This window comes from Rhodopseudomonas sp. (assembly GCF_013377015.1).
Classification (GTDB): Bacteria; Pseudomonadota; Alphaproteobacteria; order Rhizobiales; family Xanthobacteraceae; genus JARJEH01.
The window spans coordinates 413,530-435,493 of the sequence record NZ_JACABA010000003.1 but is presented as its reverse complement, the minus strand read 5'-3'; the positions used below and the strand labels follow the sequence as shown (position 1 = coordinate 435,493).

Genomic DNA, 21,964 nt, shown 5'->3' with positions numbered 1-21,964 from the left:
AGGATGGGAATTAGCTGCCGGATGCGGCGCGGTCAATGAACAGGCTGCCCCTGGTGACGACGCTCTCGCCGGGACTGAGATTGCCTTTCACCTCGACCAGGCTACCATTGGCCAATCCAGGCTTGATCTGGCGCAGCTCGATGGTCTTGTCTTCGTGCGCCACCCAAATCCGGACCTGGTCGCCCTCGTAGATCAGTGCCTGTTTCGGCACGCCGACTGCCGGATGATCGGCTGCGGAATAGATTGTGACGTTGGCGAACATCTCCGGCTTCAACAGCCCGTCGGAATTGTCGATGGTGGCGCGGACCAGAAGGCGCCGGGTAACCGGATCGATCGCCGCCGAAACATAGTCGATGCGCCCGTTCAATTCTCGGCCCGGCAACGCCAGCACGCTGAACGAGATCTGCTGTCCCGCCGCGATCGTGGACGCTTCGGTCTCGCGAACGAAGGCAGTGAGCCAGACGGTGGACAGATCGCCGATCACGAACACTGGGTCGCTGGCCCCAGCACTGACATATTGTCCGGGACCGATCTTGCGCTGGACCACGGTGCCGGAGATCGGCGCGAAGATCGTGGTTTCTGGATTGATGCGACCTCTTTCCTGAAAAGCGGTGATGGCCTCCTCGGTCAGGCCAAAGATGCGGAGCCGGTTTCGCGCGGCCTCGAGTGCTGTCGTCGATGAGCGCAGATCGTTCTGCGCCGCGATCAGGGCGGCCTGAGTCTGCTGGTAGTCCTTCAGCGGCACGGCCTTGCCCTCGAACAGATCCCTGGCCCGTTTGTCTTGGAGTTGCGCCAGTTCGAACTGCGACTTCGCCTTGTTCAGCCCCGTGGCTGCGGCGACGAAATCATTCTGCGCCTGCACAGTATCGGCCGCCTCGATCACGAACAGTGCCTGGCCCTGCGTCACGCGATCTCCAGGCCGCGCCAGCAGCTTCGTCACCCGCCCGGCATAGGGGGAGAACACCGGCGTCGAGCGGTCCTCATCGACCGCGATCTTGCCTTCGGTGACGTGTTCGGCGCGGAAGGTGCGGTCGAGGACGGGTTCGATGGTCAGGCTGGCCCATTCGGCCGGCGTTGGCGTATAGCGCTGCTGGCCCTTGCGCGACTGGCTGGAGACGTCGGAATTGCGCCGCGGTGCCTCGGCGGTGGGCAACAATTCAAATGCCAGCGCCGCAACAAGCCCGGCCGCGCCGACGGCAAGAACCCGGCGCTTCATCGTAATCTGTTGGAATCGTTTTGCTAACTCTTTCGGCATGGCGCCTTTTGCTGACTCGGATTGGCCCGCACGGACCGTTCGAATGGTTGCGCTTATATTACCCAATTGAAGATGCAAAGCGGTTAAAATCCGAGCATGATCGGGCATTTTCCGACCGGGACCCGAGCAGATCGGGACCGCGGTCTTGCACATCCGACCAGCGAATTGGATCAGGCGCTTGGCGCTGTGGGCGTTCGCCGGCCGGCCCGACCGGAAGCCGGATATTGCCGGTCAGAACAGCCAGATCGAGCGAACGCCGGTCACGATTGCGTTTCGGCTGGCGTCGCCAGCGGGATGCCAAACGTAGGTCAGCACCGGCTGCATGGTCCAACCCGGAACCATCGTGGCGCTATAGGACAGTTCCAGATTGGCCTCGAAATCCCGAACAAATCCGGGCGTGCCCGACAGGATTCGGTCGAGATCGAAACTGCGGACGCTGTCGGAGAAACGCGCATACATGAAGCTTGCGCCGAACTTGTCGTCCGGCCGTCCCGGCACCATACCGGCGAAAACCAGCCCGCCATCGACAAAGAAGTCGATCAGGTTGCGATCGGACGGGCTGAACGACACCCGGCTGAACACCGAGACGCCGCTGTCCGCCGCACCGCCTGCCGGACGATAAAGCTGCTGCTCGATCACGCCATAGAGGCCGAAATTTCCCTGTCGCGTCGCCGGCACGCCGGTTCCGGCGGTTGCGCCGAGCAGGGTGCCGTCATTGCCAAAGCGCAGGTCGTTGAAGTCTCCAAAATGGCCCCAAGCGCCAAGCTTGAGCGCCCGGGCCAGACCGGTGTCGTCCTTGCCCTGGTTGGCGCGGAATTGCGCCTCGGCGATCACCAAAGCGGGGTCGCGGACGCGAAAATTCAGGCCATAGCGATTGCGGAGTTGCTCGTCGCCGTTTCCGGGCCCGGCCGGATCGCCGTTGAACACCGCGAGCAAGAGCGAGACGTTGGCGTTCGGGTCGGCTTTGAATCGCACGCCGGGCGTTGAAAGCGGGTAGGCCGGACCGCCGCTCGGCAGGTTGGCGGCCGTGATGGTCGCCCAGTCGCTCTGCAAGAACATGAAGCTGAGGCTGCTGAAGAAGAACTCGGAATCGGCCGCGAGCTGCCCCGCGCGGACGCTGGCCTTGCCGTCCCAGAATTTTTGCTCTAGCCACAGTTCGGACAGTCGGGTAGCCGGGACCGCTTCGATCGCCGCGATCGTATTGATGCCGCCGACATAATCGCGCCGGATGCGGCCGGTGTTGTGGATCTGAAAGACGTTGGCGTAGAAGCTGAGTCCCTGCCAGTTCGCCAATTTCTCAAGATCGACCGTCATATTGTATTCGAGCTTGCCCTGATCCACGGTGCCGCGGCGAAGCCCACCGCTGACATTGGCCAGCAGATCGTTGGTATAGATGAAGTTGTAAGTGATGCCGTGGCTCGCCAACCATTTGCGCATGCCGGTTGGATCGCCGTTGTCCGGCAGGCTGGTTGCGATCGACGGCGCCGTGATGCCGTTCTGGTCCGGGCCGTCGGCTAATGCCGGGGCGGCAAATCCGAGTACGGCAAGGCAGAGGCCCAAACCTACCCGCCCAATGCCGAACAACATGCTTGCACCTTTTCGCTCGGAACGGGATTCGAATCGAGGGCGTTTCTGCGGACGATTAATCGCGATCACCTCAGTCTCCGCACGGCACCAGCCAGTGTGCACAAGTGGCGCAACAAGCAATAGCTGGCGCAGGCAACGTAGCCATGACATCGATAGTCCCCTCAACCCATCGACCAATTCGGTCAAACTCGCGGACAACAAGTAGGCCGGCAGAGATTGGCGTCAACTATAATAATTTTAGAGTGTCGGCAGATCGGAAAGCGTCAAATCAAAGCTGTGTCGTGCGTCGTGCAATTCTGCGGCGGGCTATTGCCAACCCTTGATAATGCGCACAACGGACAAGCAGCCCCTGCGCGGCCTTTGAATTGACTTTCAATTCGGTTGAGATAATGGCGCGCGAAAGCGTTGGCAGTCTGGCGTGAAGCGCATGGACACGTCCGAATTGTGCAAGAACGCCAGCGTGGCCGGCGATTTCCTGAAGATGCTGTCGAATAGGTCGCGGCCGATCATCCTGTGCAAGCCCGCGGGGCGAAAAGTCCGTTTCGGAGCTGGCCGAGGTTCTCCACGGGCGGCAGCCGACGGTGTCGCAACAACTGGCCCGTCTCCAGAGCGAGCGCCTGATGCATGCCCGCCGCGACGGACAGCAGGTGTTCTACACCCTGCCCAGCGAACAGGTTCGCGGCCTCATCCTGGCCCTGCACGTGACTTTCTGCCGGAAGGCGAAAAGTCGGGCGAAGGTCGGCGTCTTGCCGAGGCCCGCGCGAAACGTCATCGAACTGCGAAGGGCCGCGCAGAATCGCTGGCTGGCAGGGGATCGTGACCTCAAGCCGTCATCGAATCGCGCGGTCGGTGTCACTGCTGAGGATCACCGAAGCAGCGGCCTTGATCGGCGCGCGGGACGCGACCAGCGACGTATCCGTGCGCGCGTGAATGCCGACCAGAACGATCACGATGGTCAAGGATGCCGCGAGACTGACGATCTTCAAATGCGTTGCGCGATCGGCGGAATGAAGTGAGTGAGACACGGCACACCCTCGCAATATAACTCTTACGGGAGAGTAGCCATGCCGGAGCAGCGCGCAACGCGAGGTTGATTTTAACCTAACCGGTCAACGTTACTTGCGGCGGCGAATTGCGATTTTGGCGTTTAGCTGCCGTTAGCCGTTCCCCGGAAATGTTGTTTCAAGTCGGGAGCTTTGCTGCCGGTGGTCGCCAGATTGCGCCTCAATCGTGCGGCAGGATCTGATAGGTGGTGGAATAAGGCTCGACGCGCAGCGAGGCGTGGGCGATCAGTCCGATTTTCGCGGTCGGCGCCTGCTGCAGATCACCATTCGGGCCGCGGTGGACATTGTATTGCCACGCCGTCATGTCGCCCCTTTGCGCCAGAGCGTGGGCAACCGCGCCGCCATCGCTGCCGCCGAGTACTTTCAATTCGTCGGCCGACAACCCGATCACGATCTCGTCCTTGATCGTGGTGACCTTGAAGAGCTGCATCCGGTTCTCCTGAGCCACTGCGCCGGTGCCGGTTGCGATGATGAGTCCCATCGCGGCGCCGTAACTCACGAGATCACGTGACGAAATCATCCCTACATCCGGTTGTTCGAGAGGGACGATCCGAGCAGCGCGGCGGTGGTGTTGCGGCGCCAATGTGATCGGTTGGTCGCGCCGAACCGCAATGAGGTTCATGATGACGACGAAATGGATTGCGGTCGCGACGTCGTTCGCAATGCGGTTATCGAGACATGCCTTGCGAGCCCGGCAGGCCAGCGGTCACGTCGAGGTCGGAGACCGACGCCGGTTGGGCCTGCGGACGGTTGATCTCCACCGCCGGCGATCTGGTAGCCGTCATGTCCAGATATTGCCTGACACCGGTTTGATCGATCGAAAACATCGGCTGAATGCCTTCGAGCCGGTTGTCTTCGAGCATCACCAGTCGCTGATTGTCGAGGATCAGCCAATGTCCGTCGAGGCGGGCCGCGACCACCGCATGGTCCTGCGCGCGACGCGCGTCGTGCAGGATCGTCAGCCGCAGATCGTTGAGTTCGATGCCGGCGGTCCGTAACGCGACCAGCTTCGCGATCGCGTAATCCTCGCAGTCTCCCGCTCCCTTGGCCAGCGTAGCCAATGGCGAACTCCACACGTCGACGTCGCCGTACAGCGCCAGATCGCTGGCCGGCCTGATCGCCAGATTGATGGCGCGATTGATATGGCCGAGGCGCGCCCGCCCCCGGAGCGGCGCGGCGCTGTCGACGATCGCCAGAAATTGCAGCGCTGCTGTAGACTCACAGCGTGCGCGATCCTCCTGGCAAAGTGCAAGCACCAGCCCCTCCGCCTCGATTTCGCGCGCGACGGTCCGCCATTTTTCCTGCAATGCACCATCCGGCAATGCCGAAGTCGGACGCCCGAAAGGGTCTGAGCCGCCGCCCTCCATCGATCCGGCCGGATGGATCGGGCCGGCGACGGCGGCTGTTGCCGGCAGCGCCAACAATGCCAAAGCGCAGATAACGCTGCGCACGCGGCGCGCGCGCGAAAGGCCGAAACTCAACATCTGACGCCCCCGTCCGGGCATCGGCCTGGCGGATTAGCCAGCGCGTGACCGGATCAATTGGGAGCGAGGATGGGTGGGCGAGCTTTCGAAACCGCTTAACCGGGCCGGGCACTTGAAATCGCGATGAATCCGGCCAGACCGAATTCGTTCAAATTTGAAATGATGCGACTTTGGCGAGCAACAGGCGCTGCCGCGGGACTCTCCGGCCGCGAAGCGGGTGGGCCCCCCGGGGTAACCCGGGCAAGATCAGCCAGGGAGGGCGTCCAGAGGGCAGAAGCACGGGAAATCGGGGGGCCGGCGAATAAACCATAGCAGAGCGATTTCGCCGGTTTGGCCGGTCACGGCGAATATTTGCGGAATGCGACGCTATCGCATTGAACCAACCAATGGTAACAAGACACTCAATTTATTGAGAGACTTTTAACCCTATTGCGGGATGGCATTTTGAATTTCGCTGAAACGTTTGACTCGCAGTTTTCGCTGCTCGGGCCGGGCGCGCATCCCGGCACGACGTCCGGTATTGATTCCGTGACCCACCATGGGCCATCCGACGCTATCATTGTCGGGGATGCGTATCTGCTGTTTTCAGGCGACTATTCGAGATCCGGCGCCAATCTGGTGATCTCCGACCGCGATCACGATCATCGTGTGGTCGTTCAGGATTATTTCAAAGGGCATAGCCGGGCGGCGCTGGCGTCGCCGGATGGCGCGCGCCTCTCGCCGCAGGTTGTCGAGGCGCTGACCGGCGAAGTCCAGGTCGCCCAGGCCGGTGCCGACGCGTCGGCCGCCAAGGTTATCGGCCACGTCACCAAGCTCGCCGGCAGTGCGACCGCGATCCGCAACGGCGTCGCGATCCAGCTCAACATGGGCGATACGGTCAACAAGGGCGACGTCGTTCAGGCAGGCGCGAATTCATCGCTGGGGCTGACCTTCATCGACGGCACCGTGTTCGGTCTGTCGTCGAATGCCCGGATGGTGCTGAACGAGATGGTGTACGATCCGAACGGATCGTCGAATTCGTCGCTGCTCAGCCTGGTTCAGGGCACCATCACCTTCGTCGCCGGAGAAACCGCGAAGCACGGCGACATGAAGGTCGATACCCCGGTCGCCACCATGGGCATTCGCGGCACCGCGGTGCTGGTTGAAATCGGCTTCGAAGTGCCCGGGCAGGGTGGCGCGCCGCCGGTCAAATTCCAGGTGCTGGTCGAGCCGGGCAATCACGTCGGCGAATATGTTCTGTATAGCAAGAGCGACCCGACCGTGGTGATCGGGACTGTCAACAGCGCTGGGCAAGTCACGACGGTGACGGGGGCGGAGAACGTCTCGACGTCGCAGGCTCCGACGCTGACGCCGCTCGCGCAGGAAATCATCGGCTTCACGCTGCAGCAATATTTCCCGAACTACGTCCCCAACGCCAATCCGCAGTCGAATTCACCCGGCACCGGATCGACGCCAGGCAATCCGGTTCCCGGAACCTCCAATCCCGAGCCGCTGAAATTTCAGCCGCTGCCGGATCTGCCGATTGGCCAGCCGACGACCGTTCCCATCAATTTGCCGGACGGCACGCCGGGCGCACCGTTCGTCAATGTGACCATCACGCGCTTGAACACTGCGCCCGCAGTCGTCGTGAAAACGGTCACCGACGCGACTAATTTCCACATCGGGGATCAGGTGACCATCACCGACCCCGACAGCACCGATCCTGTTTTCCTCGATGTGATCGTGCCCTATGTCCCCGGCAGCGGCCGAATTGTATCCGCCGTAGGTCCGTCCAATAGCCCCGCAGGGGTCGACCTGGCCGCTCTGGTGACGATCGACCGGGCAACCGGCGCCGTCAGCTACGATCCGACCAGCTTTGCCTTTCTTCGTGACGGACAACATGTCCAGGTCACCATTGCGTTCGACAGCCGATCCGGGCCGGACACCGTTCACGAAAGCCTGACCCTGACAATCGACGGGGTCAACGATGCCCCGGTGCTCACCAGCGCCAACGTGGTAGTGGCCGAGGGCGGCACCGTGATCCTCGGGCCGGCGAATTTCCACGTCACTGATCCTGATAGCGGCAGCTTCACCTTCACCGTTTCGAACGTCACCCATGGCAGCTTCCAGACCAGCACCGACGGCGTGCATTGGAGCGACGCGACGATCTTCACCAGCGCCGACCTCAATGCGGGTCATGTCCGCTTTGTGCATGATGGCAGCGAAGTCGCGCCGACCTTCTCGGTCCAGGTCGACGACGGCGAGAGCACTCATCACCTCGGCAACTTGATCGACGGCACCGTCGATTTCACCAACGTGAACGATGCCCCGGAGATCACCTCAGCTTCGGTTGCGGTGAAAGAAGGCGGCACGGTGGTGCTGGCGTCGTCCGATTTCAGCGTCACTGACCCCGATAGCACCAGCTTCACCTTCACCGTTTCCAACGTCACCCACGGCAAATTTCAGGTCAGCACCGACGGAGTGAACTGGAGCGACGCGACGACTTTCACCAGCGCCGATCTCGATGCGGGCCACGTCCATTTTGTGCACGATGGCGGCGAAGTTGCGCCGACCTTCTCGGTCCAGGTCGATGACGGCGCCAGCGTCAATCACCTCGGCAATCTGATCGACGCCACCGTCGATTTCACCAAAGTCAACGACGCGCCGAAGATCACCAGCGCCAGCCTGACGGTGGCCGAGGGCGGCACCGTGACCCTGGGGGCCGCGAATTTCAGCGTCACCGACCCCGACAGCACTAGTTTCACCTTCATCGTCTCCAACGTCACCCATGGCTGGTTCGAGGTCAGCACCAACGGCGTGAACTGGAACTACACTACCAGCTTTACCAGTGCCGATCTCGATTCCGGTCATGTCCGCTTTGTCCATGATGGCAATGAGGTGGCGCCGTCTTTCTCGGTCCAGGTCGATGACGGCGCCAGCGTCAATCACCTCGGCAACCTGATCGACGGCACCGTCGCTTTCACCAATGTCAACGATGCGCCGGTGATTACCAGCGCCAGCCTGACGGTCGCCGTAGGGGGCACCGTGGTGCTGACCCCGGACGATATCAACATCAGCGACCCCGACAACACCAGCTTCGCTTTCACAATCTTGAGTGTCGCCAATGGCCGGTTCCAGGTCAGCACCGATGGCGAGAACTGGAGCGACGCGACGACCTTCACCAGCGCCGATCTCAATGCACGTCACGTCCGCTTTGTGGATGATGGCAGCGAAACCGCGCCGACCTTCTCGGTCCAGGTCGACGACGGCCAGGGTGGCACTGCGACCCAGACAGTGACCGTGACCCTGTTCGCCAATGTGTGGATCGGGCGCGATGGCGGCGATTGGAGCAACCCCGATAACTGGAGCCTCAGTCACGTTCCGACCGGGTCGGAAGTCGCATTCTTCAACACAAACGCGCGGGTCCACCTCAGCCACGATGTGGACGTCGCAGGTTTGCATCTGACCGGCGGCAAGACGCTCACTTTGGACGGTACGCATTCGCTCGACGTCACGGACAGGCTCGTCAATGACGGCAGCATTGTGCTGCTGTCGGGCACCACGCTCGAACTGAGCGGCGCGGTTGAGAATCAAGGAACCATTGTTGTCGACGAACAATTCAGATTCCCCTCCGGGGCGACCCTGCTGATCGACGGCTACGTAACCCTTGAAGGCCATGGCATCGTCACCCTTGATGGGGTTTCCGACACCATCACCGGCCGGTTTTCCTGGTTTCACTTGGCAACGCTCGTAAACACTGACAACACCATCAACGGATATGGCGATCTCGGCGGCGGTCATTTGAACCTGATCAACGGGATTGGCGGGACCATCGCTGCGACTAATCCGTACCATAGTCTGACCATCGACACCGGCTTCGGATCGTTCACCAACGATGGCCTTGTCATATCGGATGCGAACGGTGGACTCGAAATCCTGAGCGACGTCATCAATACCAACCACGGCAGGCTGGAAGCGCATCGAGGCACCCTCACCGTTGATGGTGCTGTCCCCGGTGGTGGTCAAGCGCTGATCGACGGAGGGACGCTCGAATTCGGCGGCCGATCCGATGCCGACGTTGTGTTCTCGGGTACCAGCGGCGACACCCTGCTGCTCGACCGCAGCTCACACTTCACAGGCTCGATCGGCGGTTTCGGTAATGGAGATGCCATCGATCTGTCCAGTATCGCACCGTGGCAGATTCGAATCCTTCAGAACCACGGTGTGCTCGAAGTTCACTATGGCGTTGGCCGGAACGACTACTTTACGATCACCGATCCTGCGATGCTGAACCACCTGGCGGTGAGTTCGGACCACCATGGCGGTACCGAGATCGACTGGATCAACCACGCGCCGTCGATCGATACTTCCAATGTCCATCTCTCGCGGCTCAACGGCACGACCGTGATTAGCGGCCTGTCGGTAACGGATATCGACGCGGCTTCGGAGGAATCCTACCGGGCGGATGCGACCAGCCTGACTGGCAGTATCTCTCCGGCCCATCAGACAGGGACGCTTTCGACAATCGACGGCGACCTGGAAAATGGCTTCAGCTACACGCCGGGAATCGGTTCGGTTGGCAAGGTCGCGGTCAGCGTGACCGACAGTTTCGGCGCTACCGACAGCGTGAATTTCATTTTCAGCACCTCGCAGGCTCCAGTTTCCACGCCGCTGACCCTGAACGGCACGTCGGGGAGGGATGTCATCTTCGCCACCAACCACCAGGACACATTGACTGGCGCGGGCGGTATCGACCAGTTCGTGTTCGCGGCACATTCGGGGAGAGACACCATCACAGACTTCACCCCGGGCCAGGATACGATCGAGCTCGATTTCAACCCCGACACGCATCAAGATTTCCGGGACTGGCTCTCCCATGCTGCGCATTCTGCCGGCTCTCATGGCCAGGACACGTTGATCACGTTCGACGGTTCGGACACCCTGCTGCTCAAGAACGTCTCAGTCTCGAACCTGCACGTCAGCGATTTCATCGTCCATTCGGGCGGCTCCGGCCAGGTGTCGTGACCCACGCCGGGATTAACCTTGACTGACCGACGGCCTGCACAAACGGTTCCGCGGGTGAAATAGTGACGATCGAGGCCAGCAAGGCGGCGTCCACCGGCTGCGCGCCCCGCTTTCGGGAGTGATCAAAGCTTTGACCATGCAGCGCGCGCAGCCACGCTATTCGAGCCATTCGCCGCGGTCCGAGCTCGGCGATGCGTTGGCGGCCTGCCGCGGCGCCTTTGTCGGCGTCGGGCTGATGAGCTGCATGATCAACGTGCTGTACCTCACCGGCTCCTTCTTCATGCTTGAAATCTACGACCGCGTGCTGCCGAGCCGCAGCATCCCGACCCTGGTGGCGCTGGTGATCCTGGCGGGCGGGCTCTATGTCGGCCAAGGCATCCTCGAACTGATCCGAGGGCGCATCCTGGTCCGGATCGGCACCGCGCTCGACGAGACCTTGAGCGGCCGGGTGTTCGAGACCGTGGTGCGGCTGCCGCTGGTGGCCGGCGGTCGAGGCGAAGGTCTGCAGCCGCTGCGCGATCTCGACAATGTCCGGTCGTTTCTGTCCGGCATGGGGCCGAGCGCGCTGTTCGATCTGCCATGGCTGCCGCTATATCTGGCGATCTGTTTCGCCTTCCACACCCTGATCGGTGTCACCGCTTTGGTCGGCGCGGTAATCCTGGTGCTGCTCACCATTCTGACCGAATATCTGACCCGCGCGCCGTCGCGCGAGGCGACCGCGCTGGCCATTCGGCGCAGCGATCTCGCCGCCGCCAGCCGGCGCAACGCCGAAGTGCTGGTGGCGATGGGCATGGCTGGGCGGCTGACCCGGCTGTGGTCCGACGCCAATCTGCGCTATCTGGCGGGCAACCGGCGCACCAGCGACGTCGCGGGCGGCCTCGGCGCGGTTGCCAAGGTGCTGCGGATGACGCTGCAATCGGCGGTGCTCGGCGTTGGCGCTTACCTGGTGATCGAGCAACAGGCGACTGCGGGTATCATCATTGCGGGCTCAATTCTCAGCGCCCGTGCATTGGCACCGGTCGATCTGGCGATCGGCAACTGGAAGAGCTTCGTCGCCGCGCGACAGAGCTGGCAGCGCCTGAACAACCTGCTGCGCACCCTGCCGCCGCGACGCGATCCCACCCAATTGCAGCCGCCCACCAAACGCCTGCTGGCCGAGAACGTCAGCGTTGTGCCGCCGGGCGAGCAGAAGCTCGTGGTTCACGACGTCACTTTCGCGCTGGAGGCCGGCAATGGCCTCGGCATCATCGGCCCGAGCGGATCCGGCAAGTCGTCGCTGCTGCGCGCGTTGGTAGGGGTCTGGCAGCCGGCGCGGGGACACGTCCGGCTCGACGGCGCGGCGCTCGAACAATGGTCGTCCGATCAGCTCGGCCGCCATGTCGGCTATTTGCCTCAGGACGTCGAGCTGTTCGCCGGGTCGGTGGCCGAGAATATTAGCCGGTTCGATCCCGACGCCAGCTCCGACGCGATCATCGCGGCGGCGCGACAGGCCGGCGTGCATGAGATGATTGTCACCATGCGCGACGGGTACGACACCCAGATCGGCGAGAATGGTGGCGTCCTGTCCGCCGGCCAGGCGCAGCGGATCGGGTTGGCACGCGCGCTTTATGGCGATCCGTTCCTGATCGTGCTGGATGAGCCGAACTCGAATCTCGATACCGATGGCGATGATGCGTTGACCAAGGCGGTCCGCGCGGCGCGGCAGCGCGGCGCCATCGTGGTGGTGGTCGCGCATCGGCCGATCGGGATCGAGGGCGTCGATCTGCTGCTGGTGATGAAAGAAGGACGAATGCAGGCGTTCGGTCCGAAGGAGACCGTGCTTGGCCAGGTCCTGCAGCGCGGCACACCCGCGCCGATGAAGATCGTCGCCGATGGCGGAGTTGCCAAGCCATGACCGGCGTTTCCGCAAGCGGGCCGCGACGTTCAATCCGGCTGCACCTTCTCGTCGGCCTCGTGGTGGTCGCGATGCTCGGTGGCGGGCTGGGCGGCTGGGCGGCGACCGCGCTGATTTCCGGCGCGCTGATCGCGCCGGGCTCGGTCGTGGTCGATTCCAACGTCAAGAAGGTCCAGCACCCGACCGGTGGCGTGGTCGGCGAACTGCGCGCGCGCGACGGCGATCTGGTGAAGGCAGGCGACGTCGTGGTGCGCCTCGACGACACCGTCACCAAGGCCGGCCTCGCCATCGTCACCAAGAGCCTGGACGGTTTGTGGGCACGTGCCGCACGGCTGCAAGCTGAACAGCAAGGATCGGAGAAAATCGTCTTTCCGAAAATGCTGCTCGATCGGGCCGACGATCCTGACGTCAAGGCGGTCATTGCCAGCGAAACAAAATTGTTCGACGTGCGTCTGACCGGTCGGGTCGGGCAGAAATCGCAATTGCGGGAGCGGGTCGGGCAGCTCAATGACGAAATTGCCGGCTTGATCGCGCAGGAGCAGGCCAAGGACAGCGAAATCGCGTTGGTCCAGCAGGAGCTGGTCGGCGTGCGGCTGCTTTATCAGCAGAAGCTGGTGCAGATTTCGCGGCTGACCACGCTGGAGCGCGATGCGGCGCGGCTGACCGGCGAGCGGGCGCAATTCAAGGCAGCGCGCGCCCAGGCCAGAGGCAAGATCACCGAGATCGAACTCCAAATCATCCAGATCGACAAGGACCTGGTGAGCGAGGTCTCGAAGGACCTGCGCGAGACCAATGACAAGATCGGCGAGTTCGTCGAGCGCAAGGTCACCGCCGAGGACCAACTGCGCAGGATCGACATCCGCGCCCCGCAGGACGGCATGGTGCTGCAATCGACGGTGCATACCGTCGGCGGCGTAATCACCGCCGGCGACGCCATCATGCTGATCGTACCGCAATCCGACAGCCTGTCGGTCGAGGCGAAGGTCAATCCGCAGGACATCGACAAGCTGCAGATCGGCCAGAAGACGCTGCTGCGGCTGTCGGCCTTCAACCAGCGCACCACGCCGGAACTGAACGGCGTGGTCAGCCGGGTGTCGCCCGACACCACCGTCGACCAGCGCACCGGGCAAAGCTATTACACCATCCGGGTATCGATGCCGCCCGACGAAGTGGCGCGGCTGGGCGAAGTTAAGCTGATTCCGGGGATGCCGGTCGAGGCCTTCGTGCAGACCGGCGAGCGCACCATGCTGGCCTATCTGATCAAGCCGCTGTCCGATCAGCTGATGCGCTCGTTCCGCGAAAAGTAGCGCGACGCGCCGAGGCAACCAGAGCCAGCCAGAACAACCGGATCGGGATGATGCTGAGGCGATTGAAGAGGCTGGCGCGACGCTTCGGCTATGCCAGGGCATTATGCGTCGCGTTGTTGATCGCCCTGACGGCGGTGCGGATCGCCGATCCCGCACCGATCGAGGAACTCCGCGTCAGGTCGTTCGATGCGTTTCAGGTGCTCAAACCGCGGCTCAAGACTGTGCGGCCGGTCGCCATTGTCGACATCGACGAGAAAAGTCTGGCGCGGTTCGGGCAATGGCCCTGGCCGCGAACCCGGATCGCGGATCTGGTCAACGCGCTGAACCGGATGGGCGCGGTGGTGATCGCGTTCGATATCGTGTTCGCCGAGCCCGACCGGCTCAATCCGGCCAGTGCTGCCGACAGCATCCCCGGTCTCGACGATGATACCAGGGCCAAGCTGCGCGGGCTGCCGAGCAACGACCAGCTGTTCGCCGACGCGATCCGGCACGGACGGGTAGTGCTCGGTGAATCGGGACTTCCCTATGTGATCGCCAAATTCAATGCGGAGCTGCCGTTGACCGGCCTGGCGATGCTCGGCGGCGAGCCGCAGCCATTCCTGCTGACCTTTCCCGGTCTGCTGCGCAACATCGATGTACTTGAAACCGCAGCCAGAGGACGCGGCCTGTTCACGATCAGGCCGGAACGCGACGGCATCGTCCGGCGGGTGCCGGTGATCATGCAGGCGCAGGACGCCACGATGCCGTCGCTGAGCTTTGAAATGCTGCGACTGGTGACCGGGACCGATACCATCTTCGTCAAGTCAGATCGCGCCGGCATCAAATCGGTCGGAGTCCAAGGCTTCGAGATTCCGACCGACCGCAACGGCCAATTATGGGTGCATTTCGCGCGGCGCGATCCGACGATCTACGTCTCGGCGGCCGACATCCTTGACGGCACCGCGCCGCCCGCGGCGGTCGCGCGCAAGCTGGTGCTGATCGGCACCTCCGCGGTCGGCCTGCTCGACGTCAAGACCACGCCGCTCGATCCGGCGTTGCCCGGCGTCGAGGTGCACGCCCAGGTGCTGGAAAGCTCGTTGACCCGCGCGGTGCTGTCGCGACCGAACTACGCGATCGGCGCCGAATTGTGCGCGGCGGCGCTGCTCGGGATCACGGTGATCTGGCTGGCCCCGCTGCTGAGCCCTTTGGTGCTATTTCTGTTCGGGTTTGCTCTCGCCGCCTCGGCGGTGGGTGCGTCCTGGTACTTCTACTTGCAATATCGGCTGCTGATCGATTTCACCTATCCGCTGTTCTCCAGCCTGATGATCTACCTGACCCTGGTGTTTGCGAGCTATGTCCGCGAGCAGTCGCAGCGGCGCCGGATCCGCTCCGCCTTCGGCCAGTATCTTTCGCCGGCGCTGGTCGAGCAGCTGGCGCAGTCGCCGGAAAAGCTGGTGCTCGGAGGCGAGGAGCGGGAAATGACCATCATGTTCAGCGACGTCAGGGGGTTCACGACGATTTCGGAATCCTACAAGCACGATCCGCAGGGACTCACCGCGCTGATGAACCGGTTTCTGACGCCGCTCACCAACGCCATCCTCGATCGCAAGGGGACCATCGACAAATACATGGGCGACGCCATCATGGCGTTCTGGAACGCGCCGCTGACCGACACCGCGCATCAGGTCAACGCCTGCAACGCCGCGCTCGACATGCTGGAACGGATCGACGCGCTCAACCGTACCCGCGAACACGAGGCGGCGAGCGGCGGCCACGTCTACATTCCGATCAATGTCGGCGTCGGCCTGAATACCGGGACCTGCGTCGTGGGCAATATGGGATCGAATCTGAGGTTCGACTATTCGGTGCTGGGCGACAGCGTCAATCTGGCGTCGCGATTGGAGGGGCAGTCCAAGACCTACGGATTTCCGATCGTCGTCGGATCGAAGACCGCGCTGGCGGTCAAGGACAGTTTCGCCATTCTCGAGCTCGACTTCATCACCGTGAAGGGCAAGAAGGAGCCGGAAGTGGTCTATGCCGTGGTCGGGCGCGAGGAGATGGCGCATTCGGCCGAATTCCAGAGATTGCGTAACCTGACCATCGAGATGCTGGCGAACTACCGCAGCCGCAATTGGGACGGTGCCATGGAGGCGATCGAACGGGGCCGCATCGCCGACGCCGCCGGCCAATTCGCCACGCTGTTCGATCTCTATGTTGCGCGGATCGACGGGTTTCGGCAAAATCCGCCGCCAGAGGATTGGACCGGCGTCGAGGCCTTGCTGGCGAAGTGACGCATCGCGCTCGATCGGCGGGTTGATCTGGCGGCGCCAGTTCTGATCTAAGCATCCTGGGGGCAGGCGTGGATCGGCGTGACGATCGGCTGGGCCTCGGACGATCCTTGTTGCGAAACCGGAAGCTTCACCATTGAAATCGCTCGGTGCGATATTCCTGCTGGCCCTGGCGGTGTTTGCGTTCGGGTTGTATTCGGACATCACCATGACGCGTTGCGTTCGTGGTACGTTCATGGCGGCGCTGGGCCTGTGCGCGCACAGCGAGTGAGTTTCGTCGGACTTTCCCGCAACCAATTCCGTCGCCGTCCGTATCCGTACGGTGATCCAACTGGCTAGTCTGGGAATCATGAGCGTCGGCGGCGACAGCGAAACCTTCTACCAGAGCATTGCGGTGTTCCGCGGCTTTCGCAGCCTGATGGACCCGTCGCTGTATTCGGCCTTGCCGGACGACTGGACGATCGGCGTCGCCGACATCGTCGAATCCACCAAGGCGATCGCCGCGCAGCGCTACAAGGCCGTCAACATGGCCGGCGCGGCGGTGATCGCGGCGGTGACCAATGCGCTCGAGGGCCGCGATTTCCCGTTTGTGTTCGGCGGCGACGGCGCCAGCTTCGCGGTGGCACCCGGCGACCTCGAAAGCGCGCGCGAGGCGCTCGCCGCGACCGCCGCCTGGGTCAACGACGATCTCGACCTCAGGATGCGGATCGCGCTGGTGCCGGTCGCCGCAGTGCGCGCGCAGGGGCTTGACGTCCGGGTCGCACGCTACGCGCCGTCGCCGAACGTGTCCTATGCGATGTTCTCCGGCGGCGGCCTCGGCTGGGCCGAGCGCGCGATGAAGCGCGGCGAATTCGCGCTGCCGGCGGCGGCGCCCGGCGCGCATCCGGATCTGACCGGACTGTCCTGCCGGTTCGAGGAAATTCCCTCGGCGCAGGGAGTGATCGTGTCGGTGCTGGTGGTGCCGTCGCCGCAAGCCGATCCAGTCGGGTTTCGCGGCGTGATCGAAGATGCGATCGCGCTGGTCGAGCGCAGCCCGGATTCCGGCCGCCCGGTGCCGTCAGGCGGTCCGCCAAGCCGATGGCCGCCGGTCGGGCTCGACTATGAGGCAAGAGCCGCACGCGGCGGGCCGCTGTTGGTTCGGCGCGCAGCGTTGCTGGCCTATACGCTGCTCGCCTATCTAATCATGCGCTTCGGCATCAGCATCGGCGGTTTCGTACCGAAAACCTACGTCCAGCAAGTCGTGGAAAATTCCGACTTCCGCAAATACGACGATGGCCTGCGGATGATCCTGGACTGCACGCCTGAACTGGCCGATGCGCTGGAGCAATTGCTGTCCGCCGCAACGGCGAAGGGGATCGTGCGCTATGGGCTGTTCCGTCAGGACGCCGCGATGATGACCTGCTTCACGCCGTCGGCGCTGCGCAGCGACCACGTGCACTTCATCGACGGCGCCCGCGGCGGCTACGCGTCGGCGGCGCTCACCCTGAAGGCGATGCCGGCCTGAGCCGCGCTGCGGCGCGACCAGGCTCTCAACGCCCGGCGCGGGTCCAGCTCTCGCCGCCGCAAAGCGCGCCGACGCAGCCCTCGACCTTCAATGTCGATGGGCCGGCGACCGAGATGTTGCTGGCATAGGTGTTGCCGTCATCGGCGTTGTAGATGTGCCCTGACCATTTGTTCGGGCCGGCGGGCTTCATGTCGCCGAAGATCCGCAGGCCGATGATCGGTCGCTTCGCGAGCTTGGGATTCGAATTCTTGTCGTCGATCTGGGGCTTTCCGGTCGCCGGGTCGATCGGATCTCTCAGCCAGACCACGGTCCCGCAGATCGCTCCGCCACAGCGGCTGACGCGCACCTTGGCATCGCCGGCCTGTGTCAGCCAGGTGCCATGCGGACTGGCAGCGCTCTGCGCCATCGCGGCAGGCGCGGCCAGCAAGGCCAACAAGCTCGCCAGGATCAGACCGGGTCGGGCAATCATTCAAACCTCCAAACGTCCTTTGACCGGCCGTGCTTTTCGAAGCACGCGGCGTGTTCTCGTCTGGATAGCAAATGAGTGGATTTGTGCAATGCCGCGAGGCGAACAAAGCGCGCAAACCCGTTCGCCAGACGGCGGCGCAGGGGTCACCAGGGCAATCCGCATAGGTCGATGACGCCTTGCCGCGGCGCGCGCCGCAGATCGAAGACGTGCGGCGCGATCGCGTCGAACCGGACCCGCTCCCCAGCCTGCTCAGCATAGACCTCGCCGAGAAACGGCGTCCAGCCGCGATCGTCGTAGAACGCGGCGTTCTTCGGCTCGCAGAACAACAGCGCGAAATCCATCGCGCCTTCGTCCTTCAGGGTCTGGATTGCCGCATTGAGCGCGACGCTGGCAAAGCCGCGCCGGCGGCAATCGGCGCGGGTCAGCACGCCGCCGATTCCGCCGACCCGGACCCGACGCTCGTTCCATTTCGCCTCGCGGCGATACAGTCCGACGTGGCAGCCGATGCCCTGCGGCGTCTCGATCAGCACCCACAACTCGGCATGGGCGAAGGCGATGCCGGCCCAGGGCAGGGCAGCGACGACGTCGGGTGGCCACACCGCGTCGAACAGCGGCTTGGCCCGCGGCCACGATGCGTCGCCCGACAGGATCTCGATCTCGATGCTCATTGGTCACGACCCCTGCGCCGGGCGCATCCCATCGATACCCGCCGGATGGATGGAAAGTCTCCGATTCCAGTGTAAAGGAGAAACAAATTTTCATCCGGCGGGGAAGCGACTCGATGACGGCAGCCCAACTCAGCAGCTTCCAGCGCTGGTCGATCCTGATCGGCGCGGCTGTGATGCTCAGCCTGGCGATGGGCATGCGGCAAAGCTTCGGGCTGTTCCAGCCGTCGGTGATCCGCGATATCGGAATCACCAGCGCCGACTTTTCGCTGGCGACGGCGTTGCAGAATGTGGTCTGGGGCGTCTCGCAGCCGATGGTCGGGATGTTCGCGGACCGCTACGGCGCGCGTTACGTGATGCTGACCGGCGTGTTGGTCTACGCCGCCGGCTTGGTGCTGATGATGGTGGCGACCTCGGCGCTGGTGTTCACCCTCGGCGCCGGCCTGTGCGTCGGGTTGGCGCTGTCCTGCACCGCTTCGAGCATGACCATGACGGTGACCTCGCGCACGGTGTCGGCCGCCAAGCGCAGCGTCGCGATGGGCGCGGTGTCGGCGGCGGGCTCGCTCGGACTCGTGATCGCTTCGCCCTTGGCGCAGACGCTGATCACGACGGCGGGTTGGCAGATGGCCCTGATCGGCTTCCTCGGCCTGGTCGCGGTGATGCTGCCGTCGGCGTTGTTCGCCGGCCGCGCCGACAAGATCGAGATCGAGAAGGCCGACGACATCGAGGAGACGCTCGGCACCGTGGTGCAGACCGCGCTCGGCCATTCCGGCTTCGTGGTGCTGGCGATCGCGTTCTTCGTCTGCGGGCTGCAGCTGGTGTTCATCACCACGCATCTGCCGAACTATCTCGACATCTGCGGGCTCGACCCCTCGCTCGGCGCCACTGCGCTGGCCATCATCGGCCTGTTCAACGTGATCGGTTCCTACGCCTGCGGCTGGCTCGGCGGGCGATTTCCGCGGCAATATCTGCTCGGCGGCGTCTACATCGTGCGCTCGCTGGCGCTCGCCGCCTATTTCTATTTTCCGGCCTCGGCCGCCTCCACCATGGTGTTCGCCGCGGTGATGGGCTCGCTGTGGCTCGGCGTGATTCCGCTGGTCAACGGCTTGGTGGCGCAGCTGTTTGGGCTGCGCTACATGGCGACGCTGACTGGGATCGCCTTCCTCAGCCATCAGGCGGGATCGTTCCTGGGTGCCTGGGGCGGCGGCGTGATCTACGACAAGCTCGGCAATTACGACCGGGCCTGGCAGGCGGCGGTGTTGATCGGGCTGATCGCGGGCTTCGTGCAGATGCTGATGAATGTCCGCCCGCCGCTGCGCCGGGAGCCGATTGGTGGCGCCGTGACGAGCGCGGTGTAATCGTATTGCCGGTTGCAAAGTCGGCGCGAGGCGCCTTGTGATCGATTGCGTCGCTGATATGATCCCTCGATTTGCATTCGGGGGCCGCGGTGCGTTCGCTGGCTGGTATTTTCATAGCGTTTCTAGTGATCTCGTTCGGCGGTCAGCCAGCACTGGCTGCCAAGCGAGTCGCGCTGGTGATTGGCAACTCCGCCTATCAAAACGTCGCGCCGCTGACCAATCCTGTCAAAGATGCCGGCGCGATTGCCGAGATGTTCAAGACGGCAGCGTTTGACGTCGTCGAATCGCGCCGAGACGTGAAGAACGCCGAATTGCGCCGTGCCCTGCGTGACTTCACCGAAAAATCGCGCGATGCCGATATCGCGGTGATCTACTACGCTGGTCATGGCCTCGAGGTGGACGGCTTGAACTACCTGATTCCGGTAGACGCCGTGCTTGAGCGCGATACCGATGCCTATGACGAGGCCATCGCGCTCGACCGGATTCTTCAGACGATCGAGCCGGCCAGACTGCTGCGCCTCGTCATTCTGGATGCCTGCCGCGACAATCCGTTCACGAAAGGCATGAAGCGAACCCTCGTATCCCGCGCGCTGGGACGGGGGCTTGTCGGTGTAGAGCCTAGCCGACCGAATACCTTGGTTGCGTTCGCCGCTAAGGGAGGCTCCACCGCCTCGGACGGCGATAGCAAGAACAGCCCGTTCACGGCGGCGCTGCTTAGTCATCTCACGACCCCCGGCCTTGAACTTCGCAAGGCCTTTGGTCTTGTCAGGGATGAAGTGATGCGGACCACCGGCAACAGGCAGGAGCCTTTCGTTTACGGCTCGCTGGGCGGCGCCGATGTCGCGCTGGTGCCGGCTCAGGCGCCTTTGGTACAGAGCGGAAACAACGCTGACATTCGCCGCGACTACGAACTGGCGGAGCGGGTTGGAACCAGAGAGGCGTGGGACTTCTTCGTGGCGGCCTATCCGTCTGGCTTCTACGCTGATCTCGCCAAGGCGCAGCGCAACAAGCTCGCTGCCGAAAACGTGCGCCTGATCGCGACCGAGAAGGCGCGCATTACCGCCGAAGAGCAGGCCAAATTGGCTGCGGAAGGCGCGAAGACCAGAGAGCAGGCGAAAGCTGCAGCGCAGGCCAAGGCCGCCGAAGAGGCGCGCCTTGTTGCGGAAAAGAGGAAGGCGCTTGAGGAGGCGAGGCTGGCGGAAATCGAACGCGCCAGGGCCGCGGCGCAGGCGAAGGCTACGGCAGATGCCAGTATGGCGGCGCTGCGAGCGAGGGCAGCGGACGATGCGAAGGCCGCGGAGAATGAACGGGTCCGGATTGCGGAGGAGGCAAAAGTCAGACTTGCGGCCGAACCGGCAAGAGCCGCCGAGATCAGAGCTGCCGCTGACAAGCCGGTCGGGTCGCTCGCCGCGCTGACGTCGAATGATCGCGCCGGTGATGCCGCGCCGGACAGGCCTGCAGCCGACGAAATTCCTCGCCTGTTGCAATACGAATTGCGTCGGGTCGGCTGCAGCACCGGCGCCGTCGATGGCAACTGGGACGCTGTTTCACAAAAATCACTACAAGCGTTCAATAGGCATGCGGGCACCAAACTTGAGGTCAAGATCGCGAACCTCGACGCGCTCGATGCGGTTCGTGGCAAGACCGGCCGGATATGTCCGCTGATTTGTGATCGCGGCTTCAGGGCCGACGGCGACAACTGTGTCAGGATCACCTGCAAGGGAGGATTTGAGCTCGGTGACGACAACACCTGCGAACGAGTCAGGCCAGCCAGGCCGTCGGCCCGAGCACGAAAGTCTGTCCTCACCGCCGAACCTAAGGGTCGGCCCCCGCAACCGGCCGTCGAACGCCGGCCTGACACACCGGCGACGGGAGTCAGCAAGCACGATATTGCAGCCCTCTATGCGCAATGCAGGAGGCAGGCCAAAGCAGAAGGCGGACGCGGGCGCGCGCTCAGTTTCGCCAGATTGGATGGCTGCGCGCGCAACGGCGGCAGGCTCTGAAAGCCATCGCGGGCGCTGGCGTGCTTGCATCTGTGGAATCCGCTGATGACTTCTACATGCAATAGATATTGGGAACCGGGACGGAACCTTCTATAAAGGTTCT

Annotated in this window: 15 protein-coding genes and 1 pseudogene; 10 read left to right on the top strand and 6 right to left on the bottom strand. The window is 63.3% G+C overall.

What is annotated here, in order from left to right:
• Window positions 1–10: 10 nt before the first annotated feature.
• Entirely contained in the window at window positions 11–1,255 is a 1,245-nt protein-coding gene (locus HXX15_RS17120) for an efflux RND transporter periplasmic adaptor subunit (protein ID WP_296517539.1), read from the bottom strand.
• A 231-nt stretch (window positions 1,256–1,486) separates the two neighbouring features.
• A complete protein-coding gene (locus HXX15_RS17115) occupies window positions 1,487–2,842 on the bottom strand; it encodes a carbohydrate porin (RefSeq protein ID WP_296517538.1) in 1,356 nt (451 codons plus the stop codon).
• Between the two features lie 491 nt (window positions 2,843–3,333).
• Here HXX15_RS17115 and HXX15_RS23190 point away from each other — a divergent pair.
• Together HXX15_RS23190 and HXX15_RS17110 are read left to right on the top strand one after the other, a co-directional pair.
• Window positions 3,334–3,417: pseudogene (locus HXX15_RS23190) on the top strand (hypothetical protein); the annotation flags it as partial.
• A gap of 6 nt (window positions 3,418–3,423) precedes the next feature.
• The gene (locus HXX15_RS17110) at window positions 3,424–3,858 is read left to right on the top strand and encodes a hypothetical protein (protein WP_296517537.1); all 435 of its coding nucleotides are present in this window, start codon (window positions 3,424–3,426) and stop codon (window positions 3,856–3,858) included.
• A 208-nt stretch (window positions 3,859–4,066) separates the two neighbouring features.
• On the opposite strand, the gene HXX15_RS17105 is transcribed toward HXX15_RS17110, so the two are convergent.
• Window positions 4,067–4,426, bottom strand: coding sequence for a hypothetical protein (locus HXX15_RS17105; RefSeq protein WP_296517536.1), 360 nt, complete (start codon window positions 4,424–4,426; stop codon window positions 4,067–4,069).
• A gap of 148 nt (window positions 4,427–4,574) precedes the next feature.
• The gene (locus HXX15_RS17100; RefSeq protein WP_296517534.1) at window positions 4,575–5,390 is read right to left on the bottom strand and encodes a transglutaminase-like cysteine peptidase; all 816 of its coding nucleotides are present in this window, start codon (window positions 5,388–5,390) and stop codon (window positions 4,575–4,577) included.
• 444 nt (window positions 5,391–5,834) lie between these two features.
• Here HXX15_RS17100 and HXX15_RS17095 point away from each other — a divergent pair, with 444 nt between their 5' ends.
• The 6 genes from HXX15_RS17095 (at window position 5,835) to HXX15_RS17070 (ending at window position 17,366) form a co-directional block, all read left to right on the top strand.
• Window positions 5,835–10,394, top strand: a complete 4,560-nt coding sequence (locus HXX15_RS17095) for a cadherin-like domain-containing protein (protein WP_296517532.1) — start codon at window positions 5,835–5,837, stop codon at window positions 10,392–10,394.
• 136 nt (window positions 10,395–10,530) lie between these two features.
• The gene (locus HXX15_RS17090; protein ID WP_296517611.1) at window positions 10,531–12,288 is read left to right on the top strand and encodes a type I secretion system permease/ATPase; all 1,758 of its coding nucleotides are present in this window, start codon (window positions 10,531–10,533) and stop codon (window positions 12,286–12,288) included.
• Window positions 12,285–13,595 (top strand): HlyD family type I secretion periplasmic adaptor subunit, encoded by a 1,311-nt coding sequence (locus tag HXX15_RS17085; protein WP_296517531.1) that lies wholly within the window; start codon window positions 12,285–12,287, stop codon window positions 13,593–13,595. The genes HXX15_RS17090 and HXX15_RS17085 overlap by 4 nt, the downstream gene beginning before the upstream one ends.
• A gap of 50 nt (window positions 13,596–13,645) precedes the next feature.
• On the top strand, window positions 13,646–15,865 hold the full coding sequence (locus tag HXX15_RS17080) for an adenylate/guanylate cyclase domain-containing protein (RefSeq protein ID WP_296517530.1): 2,220 nt from the start codon (window positions 13,646–13,648) through the stop codon (window positions 15,863–15,865).
• A 133-nt stretch (window positions 15,866–15,998) separates the two neighbouring features.
• The gene (locus HXX15_RS17075; RefSeq protein ID WP_296517529.1) at window positions 15,999–16,133 is read left to right on the top strand and encodes a hypothetical protein; all 135 of its coding nucleotides are present in this window, start codon (window positions 15,999–16,001) and stop codon (window positions 16,131–16,133) included.
• 78 nt (window positions 16,134–16,211) lie between these two features.
• Window positions 16,212–17,366: a DUF3095 domain-containing protein gene (locus HXX15_RS17070; RefSeq protein WP_296517528.1), complete on the top strand. Its 1,155-nt coding sequence runs from the start codon at window positions 16,212–16,214 to the stop codon at window positions 17,364–17,366.
• A 25-nt stretch (window positions 17,367–17,391) separates the two neighbouring features.
• Here HXX15_RS17070 and HXX15_RS17065 read toward each other — a convergent pair whose 3' ends face one another.
• Both HXX15_RS17065 and HXX15_RS17060 read right to left on the bottom strand, forming a co-directional pair.
• Window positions 17,392–17,835, bottom strand: a complete 444-nt coding sequence (locus HXX15_RS17065; protein ID WP_296517527.1) for a DUF2147 domain-containing protein — start codon at window positions 17,833–17,835, stop codon at window positions 17,392–17,394.
• A gap of 143 nt (window positions 17,836–17,978) precedes the next feature.
• On the bottom strand, window positions 17,979–18,503 hold the full coding sequence (locus HXX15_RS17060) for a GNAT family N-acetyltransferase (protein WP_296517526.1): 525 nt from the start codon (window positions 18,501–18,503) through the stop codon (window positions 17,979–17,981).
• A 113-nt stretch (window positions 18,504–18,616) separates the two neighbouring features.
• Here HXX15_RS17060 and HXX15_RS17055 point away from each other — a divergent pair, with 113 nt between their 5' ends.
• Window positions 18,617–19,858 carry an MFS transporter gene (locus HXX15_RS17055; protein WP_296517525.1) on the top strand — a complete coding sequence of 414 codons (1,242 nt, stop codon included), beginning with the start codon at window positions 18,617–18,619 and terminating at the stop codon, window positions 19,856–19,858.
• A gap of 89 nt (window positions 19,859–19,947) precedes the next feature.
• On the top strand, window positions 19,948–21,861 hold the full coding sequence (locus tag HXX15_RS17050) for a caspase family protein (protein WP_296517524.1): 1,914 nt from the start codon (window positions 19,948–19,950) through the stop codon (window positions 21,859–21,861).
• Window positions 21,862–21,964 lie beyond the last annotated feature (103 nt).